At 71.9% G+C, this 22,840-nt stretch carries 19 protein-coding genes; 6 read left to right on the forward strand and 13 right to left on the reverse strand.

The genetic code is table 11. The annotated features are described in order from the left end of the window. The first annotated feature begins 234 nt into the window (after window positions 1-234). Complete coding sequence (poxB, locus tag BKE38_RS01360; RefSeq protein ID WP_076955579.1) at window positions 235-1,974, forward strand: ubiquinone-dependent pyruvate dehydrogenase; 1,740 nt, start codon at window positions 235-237, stop codon at window positions 1,972-1,974. Here the strand turns inward: poxB and BKE38_RS01365 are convergent. The 5 genes from BKE38_RS01365 to BKE38_RS01385 are packed head-to-tail and all read right to left on the reverse strand — an operon-like array spanning window position 1,971 to window position 7,690. Further along, a complete protein-coding gene (locus tag BKE38_RS01365; protein WP_076955580.1) occupies window positions 1,971-3,572 on the reverse strand; it encodes an ABC transporter substrate-binding protein in 1,602 nt (533 codons plus the stop codon). The two genes, poxB and BKE38_RS01365, sit on opposite strands and share 4 nt — an antisense overlap. Window positions 3,573-3,626: 54 nt before the next feature. Beyond that, the gene (locus BKE38_RS01370) at window positions 3,627-4,517 is read right to left on the reverse strand and encodes a VOC family protein (protein ID WP_083747226.1); all 891 of its coding nucleotides are present in this window, start codon (window positions 4,515-4,517) and stop codon (window positions 3,627-3,629) included. After that, window positions 4,514-5,269, reverse strand: a complete 756-nt coding sequence (locus BKE38_RS01375) for an LbetaH domain-containing protein (protein ID WP_207553456.1) — start codon at window positions 5,267-5,269, stop codon at window positions 4,514-4,516. Before BKE38_RS01375 ends, BKE38_RS01370 begins: the two co-directional genes overlap by 4 nt. 1 nt (window position 5,270) lies before the next feature. Beyond that, window positions 5,271-6,812 (reverse strand): aldehyde dehydrogenase family protein, encoded by a 1,542-nt coding sequence (locus tag BKE38_RS01380; RefSeq protein WP_076955583.1) that lies wholly within the window; start codon window positions 6,810-6,812, stop codon window positions 5,271-5,273. Then, window positions 6,812-7,690, reverse strand: coding sequence for an NAD(P)-dependent oxidoreductase (locus tag BKE38_RS01385; RefSeq protein ID WP_076955616.1), 879 nt, complete (start codon window positions 7,688-7,690; stop codon window positions 6,812-6,814). Before BKE38_RS01385 ends, BKE38_RS01380 begins: the two co-directional genes overlap by 1 nt. 239 nt (window positions 7,691-7,929) lie before the next feature. Here BKE38_RS01385 and BKE38_RS01390 point away from each other — a divergent pair, with 239 nt between their 5' ends. Genes BKE38_RS01390 through BKE38_RS01400 form a run of 3 tightly spaced genes read left to right on the forward strand, consistent with a single transcriptional unit; the run spans window position 7,930 to window position 10,299 of the window. Next, a complete protein-coding gene (locus tag BKE38_RS01390; protein ID WP_076955584.1) occupies window positions 7,930-8,577 on the forward strand; it encodes a CDP-alcohol phosphatidyltransferase family protein in 648 nt (215 codons plus the stop codon). After that, complete coding sequence (locus BKE38_RS01395) at window positions 8,574-9,581, forward strand: phosphatidate cytidylyltransferase (RefSeq protein WP_076955585.1); 1,008 nt, start codon at window positions 8,574-8,576, stop codon at window positions 9,579-9,581. The genes BKE38_RS01390 and BKE38_RS01395 overlap by 4 nt, the downstream gene beginning before the upstream one ends. 7 nt (window positions 9,582-9,588) lie before the next feature. Next, window positions 9,589-10,299, forward strand: coding sequence for a lysophospholipid acyltransferase family protein (locus tag BKE38_RS01400; protein WP_076955586.1), 711 nt, complete (start codon window positions 9,589-9,591; stop codon window positions 10,297-10,299). A gap of 4 nt (window positions 10,300-10,303) precedes the next feature. On the opposite strand, the gene BKE38_RS30675 is transcribed toward BKE38_RS01400, so the two are convergent. The 3 genes from BKE38_RS30675 to BKE38_RS01415 all read right to left on the reverse strand — a co-directional run bounded on the left by BKE38_RS30675 (window position 10,304) and on the right by BKE38_RS01415 (window position 12,636). Next, entirely contained in the window at window positions 10,304-11,032 is a 729-nt protein-coding gene (locus BKE38_RS30675) for a segregation and condensation protein A (RefSeq protein WP_076955587.1), read from the reverse strand. Then, entirely contained in the window at window positions 11,029-11,538 is a 510-nt protein-coding gene (locus BKE38_RS01410; protein WP_076955588.1) for a hypothetical protein, read from the reverse strand. Before BKE38_RS01410 ends, BKE38_RS30675 begins: the two co-directional genes overlap by 4 nt. 81 nt (window positions 11,539-11,619) lie before the next feature. Then, entirely contained in the window at window positions 11,620-12,636 is a 1,017-nt protein-coding gene (locus BKE38_RS01415) for a tyrosine-type recombinase/integrase (RefSeq protein WP_083747227.1), read from the reverse strand. Window positions 12,637-12,739: 103 nt separating this feature from the next. On the opposite strand from BKE38_RS01415, the gene BKE38_RS01420 reads away from it, so the two are divergent. Then, window positions 12,740-13,972: an NAD(P)/FAD-dependent oxidoreductase gene (locus BKE38_RS01420; protein WP_076955589.1), complete on the forward strand. Its 1,233-nt coding sequence runs from the start codon at window positions 12,740-12,742 to the stop codon at window positions 13,970-13,972. Here BKE38_RS01420 and BKE38_RS01425 read toward each other — a convergent pair. Continuing rightward, window positions 13,969-16,080: a hybrid sensor histidine kinase/response regulator gene (locus tag BKE38_RS01425; RefSeq protein WP_242662128.1), complete on the reverse strand. Its 2,112-nt coding sequence runs from the start codon at window positions 16,078-16,080 to the stop codon at window positions 13,969-13,971. The genes BKE38_RS01420 and BKE38_RS01425 overlap by 4 nt on opposite strands. A gap of 114 nt (window positions 16,081-16,194) precedes the next feature. Next, window positions 16,195-17,217 carry an amino acid ABC transporter substrate-binding protein gene (locus BKE38_RS01430; protein WP_076955590.1) on the reverse strand — a complete coding sequence of 341 codons (1,023 nt, stop codon included), beginning with the start codon at window positions 17,215-17,217 and terminating at the stop codon, window positions 16,195-16,197. Between the two features lie 153 nt (window positions 17,218-17,370). Here BKE38_RS01430 and BKE38_RS01435 point away from each other — a divergent pair, with 153 nt between their 5' ends. Next, window positions 17,371-18,936, forward strand: coding sequence for an ABC transporter substrate-binding protein (locus BKE38_RS01435; protein WP_076955591.1), 1,566 nt, complete (start codon window positions 17,371-17,373; stop codon window positions 18,934-18,936). A 224-nt stretch (window positions 18,937-19,160) separates the two neighbouring features. Here BKE38_RS01435 and BKE38_RS01440 read toward each other — a convergent pair whose 3' ends face one another. The 3 genes from BKE38_RS01440 to BKE38_RS01450 all read right to left on the reverse strand — a co-directional run bounded on the left by BKE38_RS01440 (window position 19,161) and on the right by BKE38_RS01450 (window position 22,839). Continuing rightward, entirely contained in the window at window positions 19,161-20,045 is an 885-nt protein-coding gene (locus BKE38_RS01440) for a dienelactone hydrolase family protein (RefSeq protein ID WP_106409104.1), read from the reverse strand. A 48-nt stretch (window positions 20,046-20,093) separates the two neighbouring features. Continuing rightward, entirely contained in the window at window positions 20,094-21,308 is a 1,215-nt protein-coding gene (locus BKE38_RS01445; RefSeq protein WP_242662129.1) for a multidrug effflux MFS transporter, read from the reverse strand. Between the two features lie 112 nt (window positions 21,309-21,420). Further along, on the reverse strand, window positions 21,421-22,839 hold the full coding sequence (locus BKE38_RS01450) for an efflux transporter outer membrane subunit (RefSeq protein WP_076955593.1): 1,419 nt from the start codon (window positions 22,837-22,839) through the stop codon (window positions 21,421-21,423). Window position 22,840: the final 1 nt, after the last annotated feature.

Genomic DNA, 22,840 nt, shown 5'->3' on the forward strand with positions numbered 1-22,840 from the left:
GTCTTTCCAGGCAGTTACGCGACAGGATATCACTCAGGTGAAATGACAGCACAGGGCAGCTGGGACCAATACTTCATGGTTCCACCACTGCGGTTCCCACCGAACTGTGAATCGGGGACCTGCCCGCCCTGACGCAGCATGGCGCCTGATGCCGCCCCGGCACGGAGTCGCCGCCCGGCGCACCCCCGGCCCTGCTCGCCCCTCCCGGCGGCCCGTCCGCCCGGAGTGCCGCCGATGCCCGACAGCGTTGCCGACCAGTTCGCCGCCACCCTCGCCGCCGCCGGGGTGAAGCGCATCTACGGCGTGGTGGGCGACAGCCTGAACGGCCTGACCGAGGCGCTGCGCCGCCAGGGCCGCATCGACTGGGTGCCGGTCCGGCATGAGGAGGTCGCGGCCTTCGCCGCCGGCGCCGAGGCGCATGTCACCGGCAGCCTGGCGGTCTGCGCCGGGAGCTGCGGCCCGGGCAACCTGCATCTGATCAACGGCCTCTATGACTGCCACCGCTCGCGGCTGCCGGTGCTGGCGATCGCGGCGCAGATCCCCTCGGCCGAGATCGGCAGCGGCTATTTCCAGGAGACCGACCCCACCGCCCTGTTCCGCGACTGCAGCCACTACGCCACCATGGCCGCCAGCCCGCAGCAGCTGCCGCGGGTGCTGGAGATCGCCATCCGCACCGCGCTCGGCCAGGGCGGCGTCGCCGTGGTGGGGCTGCCGGGGGATGTGGCGTTGCAGCCGGCGATCCCGGCGCCGCTGCCCAAGCCGGCCGGGCTGATGCCGCCGCCGCCGCTGGCCCGCCCGGCGCGCCGCGAGCTGGAGGCGCTGGCCTATCTGCTGTCGCAGGAGGAAGCGCGGGTCACCCTGCTCTGCGGCGCCGGCTGCGCGGATGCGCAGGCCGAGGTGATGGAGCTGGCGGCCCGGCTGAAGGCCCCGATCGTCCATGCGCTGCGCGGCAAGGAGCATGTCGAGGGCCACAACCCCTATGACGTCGGCATGACCGGGCTGATCGGCTTCGCCTCCGGCTACTACGCCATGCAGGATTGCGACATCCTGCTGATGCTGGGCACCGATTTCCCCTACCGGCAGTTCTACCCGGACAATGCCCAGGCCCGCATCGCCCAGGTCGATATCCGGCCGCAGCAGATCGGCCGGCGCACCTCGGTCGATCTCGGCCTGGTCGGCGACGTGCGCGCCACCATTTCCGCGCTGCTGCCGCTGCTGGCGCAGCGCGAGGATGGCCGCCATCTGAGCAAGGCTCTCGCCCACTACCACCGCACCCGCGAACAGCTGGACGCCGAGGCGGAAGCCACCCCCGGCCGCCGCCCGATCCATCCACAGCAGGTGGCGAAGCTGGCCAGCGAGCTCGCCGCCCCCAATGCCGTCTTCGCCGCCGACACCGGACTGCCGACGGTCTGGGCGGCGCGGTATCTGAGCATGGGCGGCGGGCGGCGGCTGCTGGGGTCCTTCGTGCATGGCTCGATGGCCAATGCCCTGGCGCAGTCGATCGGCGCGCAATCGGCCCTGCCGCAGCGCCAAGTGGTGGCCTTCTGCGGCGATGGCGGGCTGGCCATGCTGATGGGCGACCTGCTGACGCTCGCCCAGCAGAAGCTGCCGGTGAAGCTGATCGTCTTCAACAACGCGACGCTGGGCTTCGTCGAGGTCGAGCAGAAGGCCGCCGGCCTGCTGCCCACCGGCACCACGCTGGAGAACCCCAACTTCGCCGCCATGGCGGAAGCCATCGGCATCAAGGGCATCCGCCTGGAAGACCCGGGCGAGGTCGCGGCCGGCCTGGCCGAAGCCTTCGCCCATCCGGGGCCGGTGCTGGTCGACGCCGTCGTCTCCCGCACCGAGCTGCCGCTGCCGCCCGCCATCACCGCCGAAATGGCCAAGGCCTTTTCTCTGTATGCCCTCAAGGCGGTGATGGACGGGCGGGGCCGCGAATTGATCGACCTGGCGAAGAACCAGTTCTGGCGCTAGCCGCGGCGGATGTTCCAGAACAGCGGCAGGGCGAGCACCCGCCCTGACAGGTCGCGGCGATGCGCGGTCGTCAGGAATGTGGCGCCGAGCGGGATGAAGGGCAGCTCGGCCATGGCGACGCGCTGGATCTCCTCTGACTTGGCCTTGCGGGCCGCCTCGTCCGGCGCCTCGAACCAGTCCTCGCGCAGCGTCTCGAGCTGGGGCACGTCGGGCCAGCCGAAATAGGCGCCGCTGCCATTGCCGCGCAGGGCGATGTTCACCGCCGGGTCGGCGAATTCGAACCAGGAGAAGGTGGTGCAGAAGACCGACCAGCCGCCCTTGTCCAGCGGCTCGCGGCTGGCGCGGCGCTGCACCACCGTGCCCCAGTCGGACAGCGCCAGGTCCAGGGTGAAGCCCAGCCGCTGGAAGACATCGGCCACCACCTGGCTGACCGCGGTCACCGAAGGCAGGTCGGTCGGCGCCAGCTGCCGCATCGGCTCGCCCTTGTAGCCGGCCTCGCGCATCAGCTTCTTGGCCAGGTCGAAGTCGCGCCTGCCGGCCAGCGGCTCCAGCCCGACCGCGCTGGCCGAGGCGGTGCCGGGGGTGAAGACCCCGACATTCTCCTGCCAGAGATCCTTGTTGTCGCCGACAACGGAGATAGCGACATCGGACTGGCTGAAGGCCGGCAGCACCGCCTGGCGCAGCGCCTTGTTGTTGAAGGGGCCGTGCAGATGGTTGAAGCGCAGCCCGGGCACCTGCGGGAAGCGGTCCAGCTTCTCGACGGTCAGGTTGCGGTCGCGGCGCATGGCGTCGGCCAGCTCCGGCGGCGGCTGCTCGTACCAGTCGACCTCGCCCGAGCGCAGCGCGGCGGCGGCCGTCGCCGGGTCGGGGATCATGTTCCAGACGACGCGGTCGAAATGCGCGACCTTCGGGCCCGCGGTCAGGCTGACCTCGCCCGAGGGCGCCGGGACGTATTGAGAAAAACGCTCATAGACGGCGCGGCTGCCGGAGACGAATTCCTCCTGGCGGAAGCTGTAGGGGCCGCTGCCGATGATCTCGCGCACCTGCTCGAAGGGGCTGGTGGCGGCCAGGCGCTCCGGCATGATCGCCGCCTGCGGGCCGACCGAGCCCAGCGCATGCAAGAGCTGCGGGAAGGGCTTTTTCAACACGAAACGCAGCCGGCGCTCGTCCAGCGCCACGAGCTCCGCGGTGACGCTTTCCAGCTTCTGGCCCATCGGGCTGCGCTTGGCCCAGCGCTTCAGGCTGGCGACGCAATCCTGGGCGCGGACGGGCGCGCCGTCATGGAAGCGCAGGCCGCCACGCAGGGTCACCGTCCAGGTCAGGCCATCCGCGGACACCTCGGAGCCCTCGGCCATCTGCGGCTGCGGGCGCAGCTGCGCATCCATGCCGTAGAGGCTGTCGAAGACCAGGTAGCCATGCACGCGGGTGACCGCGGCGGTGGTCCAGATCGGGTCCAGCGCCGTCAGCGGGGCGGAGGGCACGAAGATCAGCGTCTTCGCCCGCGAGGCCTGGGCCGCGGCAGGGCGGATCAGGGCGGGTGTCAGCAGCGGCGACACGGCAAGACTTGTCGCGGCGCCCAGCAGGTGGCGTCGTTTCATCAGGCTCGTTCCGTCAGGTGATGCGGCCGCCCCGGCGGCGGCCGCGGAGGGGGCTCAGCCCATGGGGGCCGGCACGAAGCGGATCAGCGCATTGCCGCAGGCGGTGATGTCGCGCACGGCAGGGCCGCCCGGGGTCTCGCAAGTCTCGATGCCGGCCTCGGCCAGGACGCGGCGGGCGGCGGCCAGGTCGGCGACGGCGATGTCGATGGCGGCGCCGGCATTCTCTTCCGATGCCATGACCGGCTGGGGGGCGTCGGCGAAGACGGCGCCCCAGGCGCCAGGGCGCAGCACGCGGAAGACGCCCTGCCCCGTCGCCACTTCCCAGCCGAAGGCATGCTCGACGGGGGCCACGCCGCCGAACATGGCCGACAGACGCGCCAGCACCGGCGCCGGATCGGGTGCGCGATAGGTGACGGCGCCGATGTAGCGCGCGGTGTTGGCGTGCTGCATCCAGGACGGCACCCAGATCAGCTCCGGCTTGTGCTGCTGGCAGAGGAAATGGGAGACGCGGGGCAGTGCCTTGTCGCGCAGCACCTCCAGCTCGACGACGGCTTCGTCCCAGTCGCCGCCGGGCACCTTGACGCGGCGGCGGAAATGGATGGCACCGCTGGGCTCGATGCCGCGGCTCGCCATATCGGCGCGGTCGCCGGCGGCGTCCTTGCTGTGCAGGGCAACCAGAGAAAGACCCTCGCGCTCGGCCAGGGCCTCCTGCATGTGGCGGCCGAAGAAGAAATCGCCGGTGCCGTAGCCGCCGGTCAGGCTCTCGTCATAGACGCTCATCACCTCGAGCAGCGAGCGCTCCAGAACCGCCAGCGTCGTGCTGGTGCCCCAGGGATGCAGCCCGACCGGCGTCATGGTGAAGCCGAGCCGCGCGTAGAAGCCACGGGCGCGCTCGATGTCGCGCACCAGGACCAGCGGGTGATCAATGCCGGGCATTGTGCTCATGCGGCGATCTCCAGCGCAGCCAGGTGCTGCGGATAGGGGTGGCGATGCTGGCCGCGCGCGGCAGCGGGATTGCCGGCGACCGTGGTATGCGGCGGCACGCTGCGCAGCACGACGCTGCCGCTGGCGACGACGGAGGCCTCGCCGACCTCGATATTGCCGAGGATCGTGGCCGCTGCCCCCAGCACCGCGCCGCGGCGGATCTTGGGATGCCGGTCGCCATCGGCCATCAGCGTGCTGCCCAGCGTCACGCCATGCCAGAGGCAGACGCCATCCTCGATCACCGCGGTCTCGCCGACGACCAGCCCGATGCCGTGGTCGAGGAACAGCCCGCGCCCCAGCTTTGCTGCCGGATGAATATCGGCGCCCAGGATAGCGGCGCCGGTCTTGGCGGCGATGGCCAGCTCGGTCTCGCCGTCCTGCCACAGCCGGTGCGCCAGGCGATGCGCCACCAGCATGTGGAAGCCGCGCCCGCCCAGCCAGGTGCCGACCAGCCCGCCGGGCTCGAAGTTCAGCCGGGTGATGGTCTCGAGATCGGCCAGCGCCGCGGCAACGTCGTCCGGCGCCTCGGCGAAGACACGCTCGGCCAGCGCGCCGAGGTCGAGCCAGCCGCCCGGCACCATCCGCCGCAGCAGCCCGGCCAGGCCCCGCGCCGCGTCGGGCGCCAGCGCCGTCTCGCCCAGCCCGGCCGCCAGGGCCGGCACACGATCCGCGAGCGCCGCCGCCTCGGCCTGCAGGACGGGCCAGAGCGTCATGTCAGCCGACATAGCCGAAGGCGACGCCGGGATTGGCCGCGGTCTCCACCCAGACGCTCTTGGTCTGGGTATAGGCCGACAGCGCCTCCCGCCCCGAGGAACGGCCGAAGCCGCTGCGCCCGAAGCCGCCGAAGGGCGAGGCGACATTGATGGTCTTGTAGCTGTTGATCCAGAAGGTGCCGGCCCGCACGCCGGCGGCGACGCGATGCGCCCGCCCGACATCCTGGGTCCAGACCGCCCCAGCCAGCCCGTAAGGCGTGGCATTGGCCAGGGCGATGGCTTCTTCTTCCGTGTCGAAGCCGAGCACCGCCAGCACCGGCCCGAAGACCTCTTCGCGGGCGATGGCGGCATCTGGCGTCACGCCGTCCAGGATGGTGGGGGCGAAGAAGAAGCCACCCGTCTCCTGCAGCGACGCCGGGCAGCCGCCGCCCGAGGCGAGCTGCGCGCCGGCCGCGGTCGCCGCACCCACCATGCTGCCGATCTTGTCCCATTGCCGGCGGTTGTTGATCGGGCCGATCTGCGTGGCGGGGTCGGTCGGCGAACCGACCGGGATGCGGTTGGTGGCGGCGGCCAGGCGCGCGACGAACTCGGCCTGCACGCTGCGCTGCACCAGCAGGCGGGAGCCGGCAACGCAGCTCTGCCCGGCGCCGCCGAAGATGGCGGCCTGGGCGCCGGCGACGGCGCGGCCCAGATCGGCATCGGCGAAGACGATATTGCCCGACTTGCCGCCGAGCTCCAGCACGCTGGGCACGATGTTGCGGGCGGCGGCGGCGGCGATCTGCGCCCCGGCCTCGGCCGATCCCACGAAGACCACCAGCCGCGTGTCGCGATGGCCGACGGCGGCGGCGCCGGTGGTCGGGCCGGCGCCGGCCAGGATGCTGACCAGCCCGCGCGGGATTTCCTTGACGTTGTCGATCAGCGCGCCGAGCGCCAGGCTGGTCAGCGGCGTCAGCTCGGAGGGCTTCAGCACCACCGCATTGCCGGCGCAAAGCGCGGGCGCGATCTGCCAGCCGGCGGTGAAGATCGGCGCGTTCCAGGGGGTGATCTGCACCACCGTGCCGAAGGGCTCCGGCCGCGTGTAGTTCAGGTGGCTGCTGGGGACGGGAATAACCTCGCCATGCAGCTTGTCGGCCCAGCCGGCATAGTACTCGAACATTTCCGCCACCTTGGCGACCTCGCCGCGGGTGTCGCGGATCGGCTTGCCGGCGGAAAGGGTCTCGAGCTCCGCCAGGGCCTCGGCGTTCTGGCGGACCAAGCGCGCCACCTCCCACAGCGCGCGGCCGCGGGCGGCGGCGGTCATGCCCCACCAGGCGCGCTGAGCGGTCGCCGCCGCCGCCATCGCCGCATCGACGACGGAGGCGCCGGCATCGGCAAACGACAAAATCACGCGGCCGTCGGCGGGGTTGACCAGGTCGAGCGCAGCGCCGGTGCCGGGCAGGACGTCACCCGCCACGAAGCTGCCGACCTTGCCGCCGGGCAGCAGCTGGGAGAGCAGGGCCTCGACGCGCGGGGCGCTGCTGGTCAGGGTGGCGCCATCGGGCATCAGATCGGCTCCTTGCGGAAATCGGCCATGTGGGTGAAGTCGTCGGTGTCGGCGATGCGCGGCGTGCTGTCGCGCCAGATGCGGGCGACCTCGGCCGAGAGCGGCAGGGCGACGCCGGAAGCCTCGGCCATCTCGACCGCCAGCCGCACGTCCTTGCGCATCAGCCCGGCGCTGAAGCCGCTGTCGAAGCTGCCGGGCAGGATCCAGCGCGGATACATCGCCTCGCTGATGGCGCTGCGGCCCGTCGCGGCATTGACCACGGCCAGGGCGTCAGCGGCGGAGAGGCCGGCGGCCTCGGACAGGCGCATCGCCTCGCCGGTGGTGACCAGATGGGCGGCGACCAGCAGGTTGTTGACCAGCTTGGCGATGTTGCCGGCGCCGGACGGCCCGACATGCACCGCCTTGGCCGACATGGCGTCCACCACCTTCTGCACGATGGCCAGGTCCGCCGCCTCGCCGCCGATCATCATGGTGAGCGACCCCGTCGCCGCCCCCGCCGGCCCGCCGCTGACCGGCGCGTCGAGCAGCGCGTGGCCGGCCGCCGCCAGCGTCGCCGCCAGCCGCCGCGTGGTCACCGGGTCGGAGGTCGAGGTGTCGATCACCACCACCTTGCGGTCGCGCCGCCGCAGCAGCCCGCCGGGGGCGGTGGCCACCGCCTCGACATCCTTCGCGTAAGGCAGCGAGAAGACCAGCGCATCGGCCTGGCCGAGCACGGCATTGAGCTCGGGCACGAAGCTGACGCCGGCGGCCTCGATCTGGGCGCGGCGCGCCTCGCTGATGTCATAGCCCAGCACCGTGAAGCCGGCCTTGGCCAGGGTGGCGGCCATGCCCAGGCCCATATTGCCCAGCCCCACCACGCCGATCGTCTGCACCTGCATCATCCGCTCCACCGAACCGTAACAAAGCCTCGCTTGGCCGCGGGGGTGACGACAAGCCGCAGTTTCCGCACGAAGCGTTGCCTTTTCGGCAACGCTACACGCGTTTGTCACCGCGGCCCCCCGGGGTGGGGCCATGGACAGGCGCGGGCGCGGCCGGTCATCTGTCACGCTATCGTCGCGAAATTCGCGGCCCGAGGAGCAGCCAGCGCCCATGACCCCGACAGCATGACCGAGCATTCATGACAGACCCTGGGGACCGGCGGCCGATCGCGGCCCGCAACCTGGCGGTGATGGAGCGGCTGGCCGGCTGGCTGATCCGGCAGGAGGCTTCCCCCAACGCGATCTCCGGCTGGGGGATGGTGGCCGGCCTGGGCGCAGGGCTGGCCCTGGCGGCGACGGCCTGGGCGCCGGGCGCGGCCTGGCTGTTCTGGCTGCTGGGCGCGCTGGGCATCCAGCTGCGGCTGCTGGCCAATCTGCTGGACGGCATGGTGGCCGTTGGCCGCGGCGTCACCTCGCCGGTCGGCGAGCTGTGGAACGAGGTCCCCGACCGCGTTTCCGACAGCGCCGTGCTGCTGGGTCTTGGGGTGGCTGCCGGCAGTTGGGGCCTGGGCGCGGCGGCGGCGCTGGCGGCCATGGCCACCGCCTATCTCCGCGCCATGGGCAAGGCCGCCGGCGCGCCGAGCGATTTCCGTGGCCCCATGGCCAAGCAGCAGCGCATGGCGCTCTGCACCGCGCTGGCGGTCTGGTGCGCGCTGGTGCCGGCCTCCTGGAGCCATGGAATTCAGCTGCCGGTCATCGTGCTCTGGGTGATCCTGGCGGGCTCGCTGCTGACCTGCTGGCGGCGGCTGTCGGGCACGGCACGGGCGCTGCGGGGGGGACGGGCATGAACGGGACGCTGGCCATTCCCACCGCGCCGCCGGGCTTCGGGCGCGCCTTCGAGCATCCGGTCACCCAGGGCATCGTCATCGCGACGGTCGGCGTGCTGGTCGCCGCCTCGCTGATCATCCTGGCGCTGCAGCTGACCCACCGCATCGGGCCAGCGCTGCGCAAGGAATTGTGGCTGCGCACCGGCGCCTGGGGCGTGCTGCTGCCGCTGATGCTGGGGCCGGTGCTGGCGGGGCGCGAATGGACCATCGCCGCCGTCACCCTGCTCGGCATCTTCTGCCTGCGCGAATACGACCGCGCCACGGGGCTGTTCCGCGAATACCTGCTGGCCGGCGTCGTCGCGCTCGGCATCCTGCTGGTGAATTTCGCCGCCCTCGACCACTGGTACGGCTTCTATGTCGCGCTCTGGCCGCTGATGGGCGTGCTGATCGCGGTGGCCACCATCCCGCAGGACCGGCCGGAGGGCTATATCCAGCGCGTGGGCCTCGCCACCTTCGCCTTCATGCTGTTCGGCGCGGGCCTCGCGCATCTCGGCTACATGGCGAACGACCCGGGCTATCGCCCGCTGGTGCTGCTGCTGCTGACCGCCGTGGCGCTGAACGACGTCGCCGCCTTCACCTTCGGCAAGCTGTTCGGCCGGCGGAAGATGCTGCCGGCGACCAGCCCGAACAAGACCATCGCCGGCGCGCTGGGGGCGCTGACCACCACCACCCTGCTGGTCGCCTTCGTCTCCGGCCCGATCTTCGCCGGGACCGCGATGGAACCGCTCTGGCTGCGGCTGGTGCTCGGCGTCATCGTCTCCGTGGCCGGGCAGCTGGGCGACCTGATGCTGTCCTCGATCAAGCGGGATCTGGGCATCAAGGACATGGGCACGGTGCTGCCCGGGCATGGCGGCGTGCTGGACCGTTTCAACAGCCTGCTGCTGGTCTCGCCGGCGGTGTTCCATTTCCTGCGCTGGATCATGGATCTGGGCGCCGCCGGCCCGCACCGGCTGATCACCGGGTGAGCGTGCGATGAAATGGGAGCTGCGCCCGGCGCGCGACCTCGGCCTGAGCCCGATGGACCGGCTGCGCTCCCAGGGGCGGGAGGCTGGCCTCGGCAGCCTGGCCGCGCAAGGCGTCTGGCGGCGGATGGTGCGGGGCTACCTGGCCGTCGCGCACCGGCTGGTGGTGGAGGGGCGCGAGAACCTGCCGCCCGCGCCGCCCTATGTGCTGATCGGCAACCACAGCAGCCATCTGGACGCGCTGACGCTGTGTTCCGTCCTGCGCGGTGCCGCGGCGCGGCGTGGCTATGCGCTGGCCGCCGGCGACTTCTTCTTCAGTTCCGGCGCGTCCTCCGCCTTCGCCGCCTATGCGGTGAACGCCCTGCCCGTCTGGCGCCGCCGCACCACGCGGAAGGAGCTGAACACGCTGCGCGACCGCCTGGTCGAGGACTCTCTCGTCTATATCCTCTTTCCCGAAGGCACCCGCAGCCGCGACGGCGAAATGGCAAAATTCCAGATGGGACTGGGGACACTGGTCGCGGGGACGCCAGTGCCGGTGGTGCCCTGCTATCTGGAGGGCGCCCATAAGGCCTGGCCGCCGGATGCCAGATTCCCGAAGCCTTCGCCGCTGGTGCTGCGCATCGGCAAGCCCTTGCACTTCGCCGGGCAGCCCAACGAGAAAGCCGGCTGGGCCGCCATCGCGGAGCAGTCCGAAGCAGCGGTGCGGGCGCTGATCCGCTGAGGCCTCAGCCCGCCGGCCCTACCAGGATCGGCGCGAAGCTGTCTGCCTGGGACAGCTGAAGATCGCCTTCGCGGGCGAGTTCCAGGGCGGCGACGAAGGTGCTCGACAGGTCGCCGCTGCGCCGCCGCCGGGGGAGGAATTTCTGCAGGTCCCGCGGCCTGTCGAGACCCGGCAGCAATTCCCGGAAATGCGCCAGCGCGTCGGGGATGCGCCATAGGTCCTGCGGTGGCGGGCGATAGGTCGCGGAAAAGGATTCTCCACGCGGCAGCGGCCCTTCCAGCAGCACCAGCAGGGCTTCGAAAAAGGCGAGCTGCGCCGCCGCCCTTGGCGGGCCGACTGGCCGCTCCGGCGCGCCACGCGCGAAGACGTCGCGGCCGAGCTGCGGGCGGGCCGAGAGCGCCGCCGCAGCCGACCGCATCGCCGCGAGCGTCTCCAGCTGGGCCAGGCGGCGGCTGGCTTCCTGCTCGGCCTCGACGGCTTCCTCAGGGTTGCGCGGGGCGAGCAGGCGGGATTTCAGCAGCACCAGCTCGGCCGCCATCACCAGCCAGTCGCCGCGCTGCGCCAGCGGCACCCGGCCGGCGCTGTCCTGCAGGGCGGTGGCCAGCTGGTCGGTGGCCTCGGCGATGGAGAGCGCCGCCAGGTCGATGCGCTTGCGCCCCAGCATCTCGAGCAGGAAGTCGAGCGGGCCTTCGAAGCCCTCCAGGCTCAGAAGCGGCGCATCAGATGTCGTCACGAGGAGGCATCGTCGTAGATCGGCCGCAGATCGAAGATCAGATCCGGCCAGGCGCGGCGCAGCCTTCGCAGCGCCTGCCAGGGCGACCAGTCGGCGGAGAAGAATTCCAGCTCGACCCGGCCGCTGCGGGTCAGGCGGCGATCCTCGGAGGGCAGCGCCCGCACCTGGCGCAGCGCCCGCAGCGTGCCCCAGCGCTGCCACAGCCAGGCGCGCGCCTCGACATCGTCCGGGCCGCGGCGCAGCAGGCTTTCGGGGATCGGCAGCAGCCGGTGCAGGTCGAAGGGGCAGCGCCGGTCGGTGGCGGCACGGGCCAGCAGCGCCGCCTGGTTGGCGCCGGCCGCGTCGCGCAGCCGCCGTGCCAGCAGGCGCGCGCCCGCAGGGCTGATCGCCGGCGGGCCTTCCACAGGCGCCAGCAGCTGCAGCCGCCAGTCTTCCTCGAGCCGCTCCAGGTCGAGATGCCAGGGGATCTCGCCCGGCCCGGCGGCGGCCTCTGAGAAAGCGGCCATCGGCCCGGCCGGGCCGCTGACGGTCAGGCGGTGGCGCAGCCAGTCGGTCCAGTCGGGCGCGAGCGGATCGCTGGCCAGGGCTCAGAGATCCAGCAGCCGCGCCGGGCTTTCGGCGGTGATCTTGGCGCGGCGGCGGTAGGATTGCGTGGTGCTGAAGTCGCTCTGCCGGGCGTGCTGCATCACCTGCTCGTCGCGGGCGCCGTTCAGATAGGCCTCGGTGATGAAGCCGGCGCGAAGCCCGTGCGGCGACAGGCGCTCGGCCGCGTCCACCGTGATGCCGGCGCGCTCCGCCCGGCGGCGCAGGATGCGCCAGACGCCCTGGTCGCCGAGGCGCCCCTCCAGCGTGCCGGCGGCGGTGACGCGGCGGAAGACGGCGCCATAGTCGATGCGGGCGCGCTTCAGCCATTCCTCGACGGCGCGCACCGGGCAGGAGAGCGGGTTGTTGCCGCGCGGGATGCCCAGCCGCGCGCCCTCCCCCTCCTGGTCGCGCTTGGAACGCGGGATCTCCAGCGTCATGCCCTCGCTGGTGAAGCGGAGGTGCTCGCGGTCGATGGCGACCAGCTCCGACCGGCGCAGCGCCGCGGCGAAGCCCAGCAGGAACAGCGCGCGGTCGCGCAGGCCCGCCAGATCGGTGCCGCAGGCGCGCAGCAGCTGCTTGACCTCGACCGAGGTGAGCGCCGCCGCCGGCCGCGTCGGCTTGCCATGGCTGGCGAGGATCCCGCGCAGCGTGGCGCGGATGGCGGGATGTCCCGGCTGCCAGGGCAGATTGGCCTGGCGATGCGCATGGGCGATGGCGGCCAGCCGCCGCTTCAGCCCGCTGCGGCCGAGGCTGCCCGCCAGGCTCGCCAGATGCGCCGCGATCAGCACCGGATCGGCCGGCAGGGCGGGCTGGTCCAGCCCGTCGCACCAGGCCGCGAAGGCGCGCCAGTCGCTGGCATAGGCGCGGCGGGTGTTCTCCGACAGCGACTTGCCGGCATAGGCGGCGGCCTGGGCGATGGCGGCGCCCAGCGGCCCCGCCAGCAGCGCGGCGGCCTCGGGCGGGGCCTGCTGCAGCACCCGCGCGAGGGATTTGTCGTCAGCGGCATGGCGATGTCCCATGCCGCGGTTCTGCCAGAGAGCCCGGCCCCGGGGCAAGGGATGCCGCCGCTTCCGCCGCCCCCGGCCACATGCGAGGCTGGCCGCGGAACGACGAGGAATCGGCATGGAGATCCTGGTGGTGGGGGCCGGCGTCGCCGGGCTGAGCCTGGCGCTGACGCTGCAGCGCGGCGGCCGGCCGGTGACGGTGATCGACCCGCTGCCGCCGGCGGGCGGCGCCAGCTTCGGCAATGCCGGCATGATCAGCGCCGACACCGCCATCCCCATCGCCCTGCCGGGGATGCTGCCGCGGGTGCCGGGCTGGCTGCTCGATCCGGACGGCCCGCTGGTGGTGCGGCCGCGCCACCTGCCGCGCGCCCTGCCCTGGCTGGCGCGCTGGATGGCCGAGGGCCGCGCCGCCGCCGCGACGCGCAATGCCGACGCCATGCGCGCCTTGCACAAGGATTCCTTTGGTCACTGGCGGGCGCTGCTGGGTGATGCCGATTGTTCGGACCTGATCCGGCAGACGGGACAGGCCTATCTCTGGGAGGACGCCGCCCCGCCGCCGGGCCACACCTTCGAGGACGGGCTGCGGGCGCGGCATGGCGTGGAGACCCGGCTGCTCGACCGCGGCGAACTGGAAAACCTGTTTCCGGGGATCGCGCCGAGCGTCAATCGCGGGCTGCTGCTGCCGGGCAATGGCCAGACGGTCAATCCCGGGCGGCTGGTGCAACGCCTCGCGGAAAAATTCCTGGAAGCCGGCGGCGCGCTCCGCGCCGAGCGGGTGCTGAAGCTGCTGCCGGCGGCGCCGGGCTGGCGGGTGCTGACCAATATCGACAACCACGACGCCGCGGTGGTGGTGGTGGCCGGCGGCGTCTGGTCGAAGCCGCTGCTGGCGCCGCTGGGCTACCGCCTGCCGATCGAGCCCGAGCGCGGCTATCACGCGCTGCTGCCGGCGCCCTCGGTCACCCTGCCGATGACGGTGACGCTGAAGAGCCGCGGCTTCGGCCTGACCTCCATGGAGATGGGGCTGCGTGCCGCCGGCACGGTGGAATTCGCCGGCATCGAGGCGCCGCCCGACGAGCGCCGGGCCGAGGCGCTCGTCGGCCAGGTGCGCGCCATCTTCCCGGGCATCACCCACGGCCCGCCGAAATTCTGGATGGGGCATCGCCCGGGCACGCCGGACAGCCTGCCGCTGCTGGGCGGCGTGCCGCGGCACGGCGGGCTTTTCCTCTGCTGCGGTCACGGGCATTTCGGCCTGACCGGGGCGCCGGCAAGCGCCGCCCTCGTCGCGGCGATGATCAACGGGCGGAAGCCGCCGATCGATCCGGCGCCCTATGCGCCGGGGCGGTTTCTCTAGGCGCCGTCGCCCAGCAGCGCCTGAATCCGCCCCGCCAGCGCCTCCATGGCAAAGGGCTTGGTCATCAGATGCATCCCCGGCTCGAGTTGGCCCTCGCCGATGACGACGCTCTCGGCATAGCCGGTGATGAACAGCACCGGCAGGCCGGGACGCAGCGCCCGCCCGGCATCGGCCATCTGCCGGCCGTTCATGCCGCCCGGCAGGCCGACATCGGTGACCAGCAGGTCGATGCGCTGCTCGGCGCGCAGGTGTTCCAGACCGCCGGCGCCATCCGCCGCCTCCAGCGCGGTGTAGCCCAGATCCTCCAGCACCGTGCGCAGCAGCATGCGCAGCGTCGGCTCGTCGTCGACCACCAGCACCGTGCCGGCCCGCGCCGGCCGCGGCGAGGCCAGGTCGGCCGGCGGCTCGGCACCCGATGCGCCCTCGGCCTCGCCCTGGTGGCGCGGCAGGTAAAGCAGCAGGGTGGTGCCCTGCCCGGGCGTGGTGCGGATCTCGGCCTGGCCGCCGGACTGGCGGACGAAGCCGTAGATCATCGACAGGCCGAGCCCGGTGCCCAGGCCCAGCGGCTTGGTGGTGAAGAAGGGGTCGAAGGCGCGGCGCGCCACCTCGGGGTCCATGCCCGTGCCGCTGTCGCTGACCGAGAGCGCCAGATAGGGGCCGGGCGGCAGCTCCAGCCGGCGGGCGGCGGCGCCTTCCAGCCGCAGGTTCTCGGTGACGATCCGCAGGGTGCCGCCGTCGGGCATGGCGTCGCGCGCATTGATGCAGAGGTTGAGCAGCGCGTTCTCGAGCTGGTTGGGATCGACCAGCACGGTCCAGAGATCGGGGTCCGCGGCCAGCTCGGTGCGGATCGCCGGACCCATGGTGCGCTCGACCAGCTCGGTCATGCCGGCGATCAGCCGGTTCACGTCGATCGGCTTCGGGTCGAGCGTCTGCCGGCGCGAGAAGGCCAGCAGCCGGTGGGTCAGCGCCGCCGCCCGACGCGCCGCCTCCTGGGCCGAGCCGATGAAGCGGCCGAGATCGTCGGTCTGGCCGCGCGCGACCCGGAACTGCAGCAGCTCCAGGCTGCCGGTGATGCCGGTCAGCATGTTGTTGAAGTCATGCGCCAGGCCGCCGGTCAGCTGGCCGACGGCCTCCATCTTCTGGCTCTGGCGCAGCTGCTCCTCGGCCAGCTGCAGGGCTTCGGCCTGCTCGCGCTCGGCGGTGAAGTCGCGGCCGCCGGCATTGACCATCCCCTCGCCCGGCACGGCGTTCCAGGCGATCCAGCGATGGCCGCCGTCGCGATGCCGCAGCCGGGTGTCGAAGCGGCAGCCGGCCAGCCCCCCGGCCATGCGCTGCAGCGCGTCTCCCAGCGCCGCGCGGTCGTCCGGATGCAGCAGATCGGCCAGGTCCTGGCCGACCAGCGCGGCCTCCTCCCAGCCGAGCACCGCGGTCCAGGCCGGGTTGACCACGACGATGCGGCCGTCGAGGCGCGCCACCAGCATCAGGTCGGTGGTCAGCTGCCACAGCCGGTCGCGGTCGGCGGTGCGCTCGGCGACGCGGCGCTCCAGCGCCGCGTTCATCTCGGCCAGCCGCGCGCGCTCCTGGCGCAGCGCCCGCTCGGCCAGAACCTTGCCGGTGCTTTCCATCACCGTGTCGATCATGCCGACGACGCGGCCCGCCTTGTCGCGGATCGGGCTGTAGCAGAAGGTGAAGAAGGCCTCCTCGGCATAGCCGTGCCGGTCGGTGCGCATCGCATAGTCCTCGATGAAGGTCGAGGTGCCGGCCATGGCGCGCTCGGCGATCGGGCCGATCTGCTCCCAGGTGTCCTGCCAGACCTCGGCCATGGGCCGGCCCAGCGCGTCAGGCTTGGCGCCCAGCAGCGGCAGATAGGCATCGTTGTAGATGCTGATCAGCGCCGGGCCCCAGAACAGGCATTTCGGGAAATGCGACGCCAGCGCCAGGTCCACCGCCAGGCGCAGCGCCGAAGGCCATTTGGCGATCGGGCCGAGCGGCGTGGTTTCCCAGGGGAAGTCGCGGATGCGCGCGGCCATGGCGCTGGCCGTCGCCGGGAAAGGCGCGGCGGCTTCGGCCAGGGCCGGCGAGGGGCTGCCGGAAGTGGACGCGATCATGCGGCGATCCGGGGGCTGGCGGGACGCGGCGCGCCGGAGACCCCGGCGCCCGAGGAGCGATGCCATGACCCCCCCACCCCTGTCAAAGCCCTCCGCCGCCAGCCGGCCGGCAGCCTATTCGAAAGAGGGCGCCACCATCAGCCCTCCGTCGCGCCACAGCCGGTTCGGCCCGCCCTCGCGCGGGATCTGCACCGGCGCGGCGGGGCCGAGGTTGCGGTCGTAGAGCTCGGCATAGTTGCCGACCTGGCGGATCGCCTCATAGGCCCAGGCCGGATCGAGGCCCAGCGCGCGGCCCAGCGCACCATCCTGGCCGAGCAGCCGCCGCGTCTCCGGATCGGTGCCCCCGGCGCGGCGCTCCGCGACATTGGCCGAGGTGATGCCGCGGGCCTCGCCGCCGACCAGGGCATTCAGCGTCCAGCGCACCACGCTGGCCCAGGGCGCGTCGTTGCCGCGCACCACCGGGCCGTTCAGCGCCACGGTGATGGTCTCCGGCAGGATCAGGTGCTGCGACGGGTCGCGCAGCCCCTTGATGCGGGCCTGCAGCGTCGACTTGTCGGTGGTGTAGGCGTCGCAGCGCCCGGCCTCATAGGCGCCGATGGCCTCGGGCGCGGTCTCGAAGACGACGGGGGTGAAGGCCACACCCTGCGACCGGAAGTAATCGGCCAGGTTGCGCTCGGTGGTGGTGCCGCTCTGGGTGCAGATGCTGGCGCCCGACAGCGCCTTGACGTGGGCGATGTTCAGCGCGCGCCGCACCAGGAAGCCCTGGCCGTCATAGAAGGTGGTGCCGGTGAAGGCGAGGCCCAGCGCCGCCTCGCGCCCCAGGGTCCAGGTGACCGAGCGCGACAGCAGATCGACCTCGCCCGACTGCAGCTGGGTGAAGCGGGCGACCGGGGTGGCCGGCTTGAAGGTCACCTTCGAGGCGTCGCCCAGCACGGCGGCGGCCACGGCGCGGCAGACATCGACGTCGAGGCCGCGCCACTCGCCCTGGCTGTCCATGGCGAAGAAGCCGGGAAAGCTTTCGCCTACGCCGCAGAACAGGCGGCCGCGCTCGCGCACCTGCTCCAGGGTGCCGGCATCGGCCGCCATCGGCGCCAGGCCGCCGGCCAGCGCCGCCAGGGGGAAGAGGACGCTGCGCATGGACCGGGTTCCGTTCGCGAGGGAGGGTGACCAACGCATCAAAGCGCAATCCGCCCTGCCTCGCCAGCGTCAGGCCTTTCGGTATTCACACCTGCGCAGGCCGGGCCTATCCTCGATGAATTGATTGTCATGCTTGAGAACAGGTGAAATACCATGATGTGGAAGTGGTCGGTTGCCGCTGTCGCTCTTCTCTGTGCCGCCCCGCTGCAGACTGTCGCTGCCGCCGACCTGACCATGGGCAACAGCGCCTTCCCGCTGTCGGTCGACCCGCATTTCTACAACGGCATTGCCGACCGTAACCTGTCGCTGCATGTCTTCAGCCGCCTCATCGAGCAGCGCGGCGACATGTCCCTGGCCCCGGGCCTGGCGACCGAGTGGAAGCTGGTCTCCGACACCGTCTGGGAATTCACCCTGCGCCCCGGCGTGACGTGGTCGGACGGCCGGCCGGTGACCGCGGATGACGTGGTCTTCTCGCTGAACCGCTCGGCCAATATCCCGAACAGCCCGCTGGGCTACGCCCCGTTCACCCGTGACATCGCGTCGGTGGAAGCGGCCGGCCCGGGCGTGGTGCGGATCACCACCAAGCAGCCCTCGCCCAACCTGCCGATCAACATGACCGCCATCTCGATCGTCGCGAAGCACGCGGTCGAGGCCGGCGAGAACGATTTCGACGGGCTGCGCGCCGCGGTCGGCACCGGCCCCTATCGCGTCACCCGCTTCCTGAAGAACGAGCGCGTCGAGCTGGAGCGCAACCCGAACTGGTGGGGCGACCGGCCGGAATGGGACCGCGTCTCGATGCGCTTCATCGCCAATGAGGGCGCCCGCAGCGCGGCGCTGCTGTCCGGCGACGTCGACCTGATCGACAGCCCGTCGCGCAACGACCTGCCGCGCTTCCGCCAGGACAGCCGCTTCCGCGTCGCCTCCACCCCGGGCAACCGCTCGATCCTGCTGCTGCCGAACTTCGAGGCGGACAGCAGCCCGCAGGCCGCCGACAATGACGGCAAGCCGCTGCCCGCCAACCCGCTGCGCGACATCCGCGTCCGCCGGGCGCTGAGCCACGCCATCGACCGCGTCTCGCTGGCCGAGCGCGTGCTGGAGGGCACCGCCCAGGCGGCCGGGCAGTTCATGTGGCCGGGCGCCTATTCCTACACGCCCGACATCGCCATCCCCGCTTTCGACCAGGCCCGCGCCCGCGCGCTGCTGGCCGAGGCCGGCTTCCCCCAGGGCTTCCGCCTGACGCTGAGCGCCTTCGCCGACCGCCCGGACTTCCGCACCGTCGCCCAGGCGATCGCCCAGATGTGGAGCCGCGTCGGCGTGCGCACCACCGTCGACGCCATCCCGGCCTCGGTCTATCTGGGCCGCGGCGCCAAGCATGAATTCGCCATGCCCTTCTTCAGCTGGGGCATCAGCACCGGCGAGGCCGGCTACGCCCTGACCAACATGTTCACCACCATGGACCGCACCACCGGCCGGGGCCCGGCGAACTGGGGCGCCTACTCCAACCCGGCGCTGGACACGCTGATCGACCGCTCGCTGTCCACCATGGACGATGCCGCGCGCGAGAAGCTGCTGATCGAGGCGCAGAAGATCGTGGCCGACGACGTGGCCGGCATCCCGCTGTACCAGCTGGTGAACTTCTGGGCGACGCGCGCCAGCATCACCTACGAGCCGCGCCAGGATCAGCGGACGGTGGCTTTCTCGGCGACGACGACGAAGTAAGAGACTGGCAGGTCGGGGGAATGAATTCCCCCGAACCCCCTTCTTTTTTCTGATCACCGGCCGTTGTATGACCTGCGCCCCGACGGATGCGTCACACAGTCATCATGGCGGGGCGCATTTTTTATGAGTGCAGCGTCCCGCTTTGCCGGGAGACCGCGGCAGCGCTGACAGAAAAAAGAAGGGGTCCAGGGGAATTCATTCCCCTGGCCTTTTTCTGTCTTCTCTTAAACCCCGTATTTCTTGAACCAAGCCAGCATCCTTCCCCAACCATCCTCCGCGATCTCCTTGCGGTAGCTGGGGCGGTAATCCGCGTGGAAGCCGTGCGGCGCGTCCGGGAAGACGACGATCTCCACGGTCTTGCCCGCTGCCCGCGCCTTCTCCGCCGCGGCTTGGACGGTGGCCGGCGGGATGCCGGTGTCGGCGGCGCCGTAGAGGCCCAGCAGCGGCGCCTTCAGCTCGGCCGCCACGTCGGTCGCGGTGCGCGGCTGGATGGCGCTGGTGGCGCCGGCGACCGGGCCGTACCAGGCGACGGCCGCCTTCAGCTTCGCATTGTGCGCGGCGTAGAGCCAGGTGTTGCGGCCGCCGCGGCAGAAGCCGGTGACCGCCAGGCGGGATGCGTCGCCGCGGCCCTCGGTCGTAGCCCAGGCGAGCGCGCTGTCGAGGTCGGACAGCACGGTGGCGTCGGGCGCCTTGCTGATGACGTCGCGGACGATGGTGGCGGCGTCGGTCATCTTCGACAGATCGGCCAGGCGCGCATAGAGCTCGGGCGCGACGGCCAGGTAGCCGGCCTTGGCCAGGCGGCGGCAGGTGTCCTTGATGTACTCGTGGACGCCGAAGATCTCCTCGATCACCAGCACCACCGGGAAGGGGCCGGCGCCTTCGGGGCGGGCGTAGTAGGTGGGCATGCGGCCATCGGCCACCGGGACCTGCACCTCGCCGGCGGAGAGCCCTTGCGTGTCGGTGCTGATGACCTGGGCGCTGGCGCCGTGGGGCACGGCCAGGGTCAGGCCGGTCATCAACGAGGTCATCATGAAGCCGCGGCGGGCCAGGTCGCCCAGCAGCGGGTTGGGGGCGGGCATCAGCCCGTCCAGGCCGTGGAGGTCGTTCATCGCCGGTCGCTCCTGCGGGGGGGGTTTCCGGCGATGCTAGACCTGCGTTCAGCGGCTGAACAGCCGGCCGCGCTCGGCATAGAGGACGCAGGCCAGCGCCGCGATGCCGCAGGCGGCGAGGCCGGTGAGCATGGGCACGGCGGTTCCGTTGAAGTGCTGGCCGATCCAGAAGCCGATGAGGGCGCCGCCCAGGGTGGTGACGAAGCCCTGCACCGCCGAGGCCGTGCCGGCGACATGGCCGAGCGGCTCCATGGCCAGCGCGCCGAAATTGGGCACCGCCAGGCCGAAGCAGAACATCAGGGGCGCCTGCAGCAGGATGAAGGTCCAGAGCGTCTCGTAGCCGGCCAGCGCCACCAGCGCATGGAGCGTGCCGATGACAATGTAGCCCAGCAGCGCCAGGTGGCTGATGCGGCGCGAGCCGTGGCGGACCACGACGCGGGCATTGGTCAGGGAGGCCATGGCCATGAAGCCGGCGATGAGGGCGAAGACGGCGGGAAACAGCGCCTCGGCGTGGAAGACATCGGCGAAGAGCTGCTGCACCGAGTTGATGAAGCCAAAGATGCAGCCCAGCATCATGGTCATCGCCAGCATGTAGCCGACGGCACTGCGGTGCCCGAGCACGGCGCCGAAGGCGCGCGCCACGCGGCCGGGGTTGATCGGCATGCGGTCGGCCGGGTTCAGCGTCTCCGGCAGGCGGAAGGTCACCCAGGCGGAGACCAGCGCGCCGAACAGGGCGAGGACCCCGAAGATCCAGGGCCAGGGTGCGACGGCGACGATCGCCTGGCCGATCGAGGGGGCGATGATCGGCACCGCCAGGAAGACGATGAAGGACAGCGACATGACGCGCGCCATCTGCGGCCCGGCATAGCGATCGCGCACGATGGAGATGGTCAGCACCCGCGCCCCCGCCGCCCCCACCCCCTGCGCCGCGCGGGCCAGCAGCATGCTGTCCAGCGTCGGCGCCAGGGCGCAGGCGATGCTGCAGAGGGTGTAGATCACCAGCCCGGCCAGCAGCACTGGCTTGCGGCCGAAGCGGTCGGCCAGCGGCCCGTAGAAGATCTGCGCCGCGCCGAAGCCCAGCAGATAGGCGGTGATGATCCATTGCCGGTCGTTGTCGGCGACGATGCCCAGCGACTGCCCGATGGCGGGCAGCGCCGGCAGCATGGAATCGATGGCCAGCGCATTGACCGCCATCAGCGCCGCGATCAGCGCGACGAATTGCCGGAAGCCCATGCCGCCGCCGCGGGCCGGTTGGTCACGCACCTGTCGGTCTCCCCTGCCCCCAAGGCCTGGACGCCGACGCCGCCCCGCGGATTGCCAAGGGGGGGAGCGTCGCCGCGGCCTTCAGGGTGTCACTGTCGTATGGCTGCCGCCCTCAGCGCCAGCCGCCGCCGAGGACCTTGTACAGGGTCACCAGGCTGGCCAGCCGGTCGCGCCGCAGGGTGATCAGGGTCTGCTGGGCGGCATAGAGCTCGCGCTGCGAGTCCAGCGTGGTCAGGTAGCTGTCCACGCCGCTGCGGAAGCGAAGTTCCGCCAGTCGGTAGCTGTCGGCATAGGCATCGGTCAAGCCCTGCTGCGCGGTCAGCTGCTCGCCATAGGTGCCGCGGGCGGCCAGCGCGTCGGCCACCTCGCGGAAGGCGGTCTGGATCGCCTTCTCGTAATTGGCGACCTGGATGTTGCTCTGCACCTTGGCGAGGTCGAGACTCGCCTGGTTGGTGCCGCCGGAGAAGATCGGGATGTCGATGGACGGCGCGAAGCTCCAGCTGCCCGAGCCGGGCTGGAACAGCCGCGACAGCGCGGCGCCGGCCGTGCCGTAGTTGCTGGTCAGGGTGATGGAGGGGAAGAAGGCCGCGCGCGCCGCGCCGATATCGGCATTGGCGGCCTGCAGGCTGTGCTCGGCCGAGAGCACGTCGGGGCGGCGGATCAGCAGCTCCGACGAGAGCCCCGCCGGCACGTCGGCCAGCATCAGCCCCGAGGACAGGCTGCTGGCCGGCAGGTCGGCCGGGATCGGCTGGCCCAGCAGCAGCGCCAGGGCATTCTCGTCCTGCGCCAGCTGGCGGGTGTATTGCGCCTGGTTGGCGCGCGCCGTCTCCACCGCGGTCTGCGCCTGGCGCAGCGTCAATGCGGTCGCCGTGCCGCCGGCGGTCACCGCCTGGGTCAGGCGGTAGGACTGCTCCTGGCTGGCCAGGGTCTGCTTCGTCAGGGCCAGCAGCTCGCGGTCGGCCAGCACCGTCAGCCAGGCATCGGCCACCTGGGCCACCAGCGTGATCTGCGCGGCGCGCCGGGTTTCTTCCAGCGCCAGGTAGTCTTCGAAGGCGGCGCGGCTCTGGCTGCGGACGCGGCCGAAGAGGTCGAGCTCCCAGGCGGTGAAGCCGAGGCCGGCGCTCCAGCTCCGGCTGGTCACCGGGCTGGTGCGGCCGGTGGCGGCGCCGCCCGCCAGGTCGGCCGGGGTCTGGCCGTAGCTGACGCCGCTGCTGGCGCCGAAGGAGGGGAACAGCCCGCCCCGCTGCGCCCGGTAGGTCGCCTCGGCGGCGGCGACATGCAGCGTCGAGACGCGCAGGTCGCGGTTGCTCTCCAGCGCGATGCCGACCAGGCGGCGCAGCGCGGGATCAAGGAAGAAGTCCTGCCAGGCGATGCTGTCGGCCGTCTGCGCGCCGGACGCCGGGGCCGCATAGGCGGCGCCCGTCGGCCAGCTGGCGGAGACCGGGGAAGCCGGCCGGACATAGTCGGGGTCCAGCGAGCAGCCGGCCAGCAGCAGTGCCGCGAGGCCCAGCAGAGGAGTGGTGCGGACCATG

The sequence above is a fragment of the Teichococcus deserti genome (assembly GCF_001982615.1).
Classification (GTDB): Bacteria; Pseudomonadota; Alphaproteobacteria; order Acetobacterales; family Acetobacteraceae; genus Pseudoroseomonas; species Pseudoroseomonas deserti.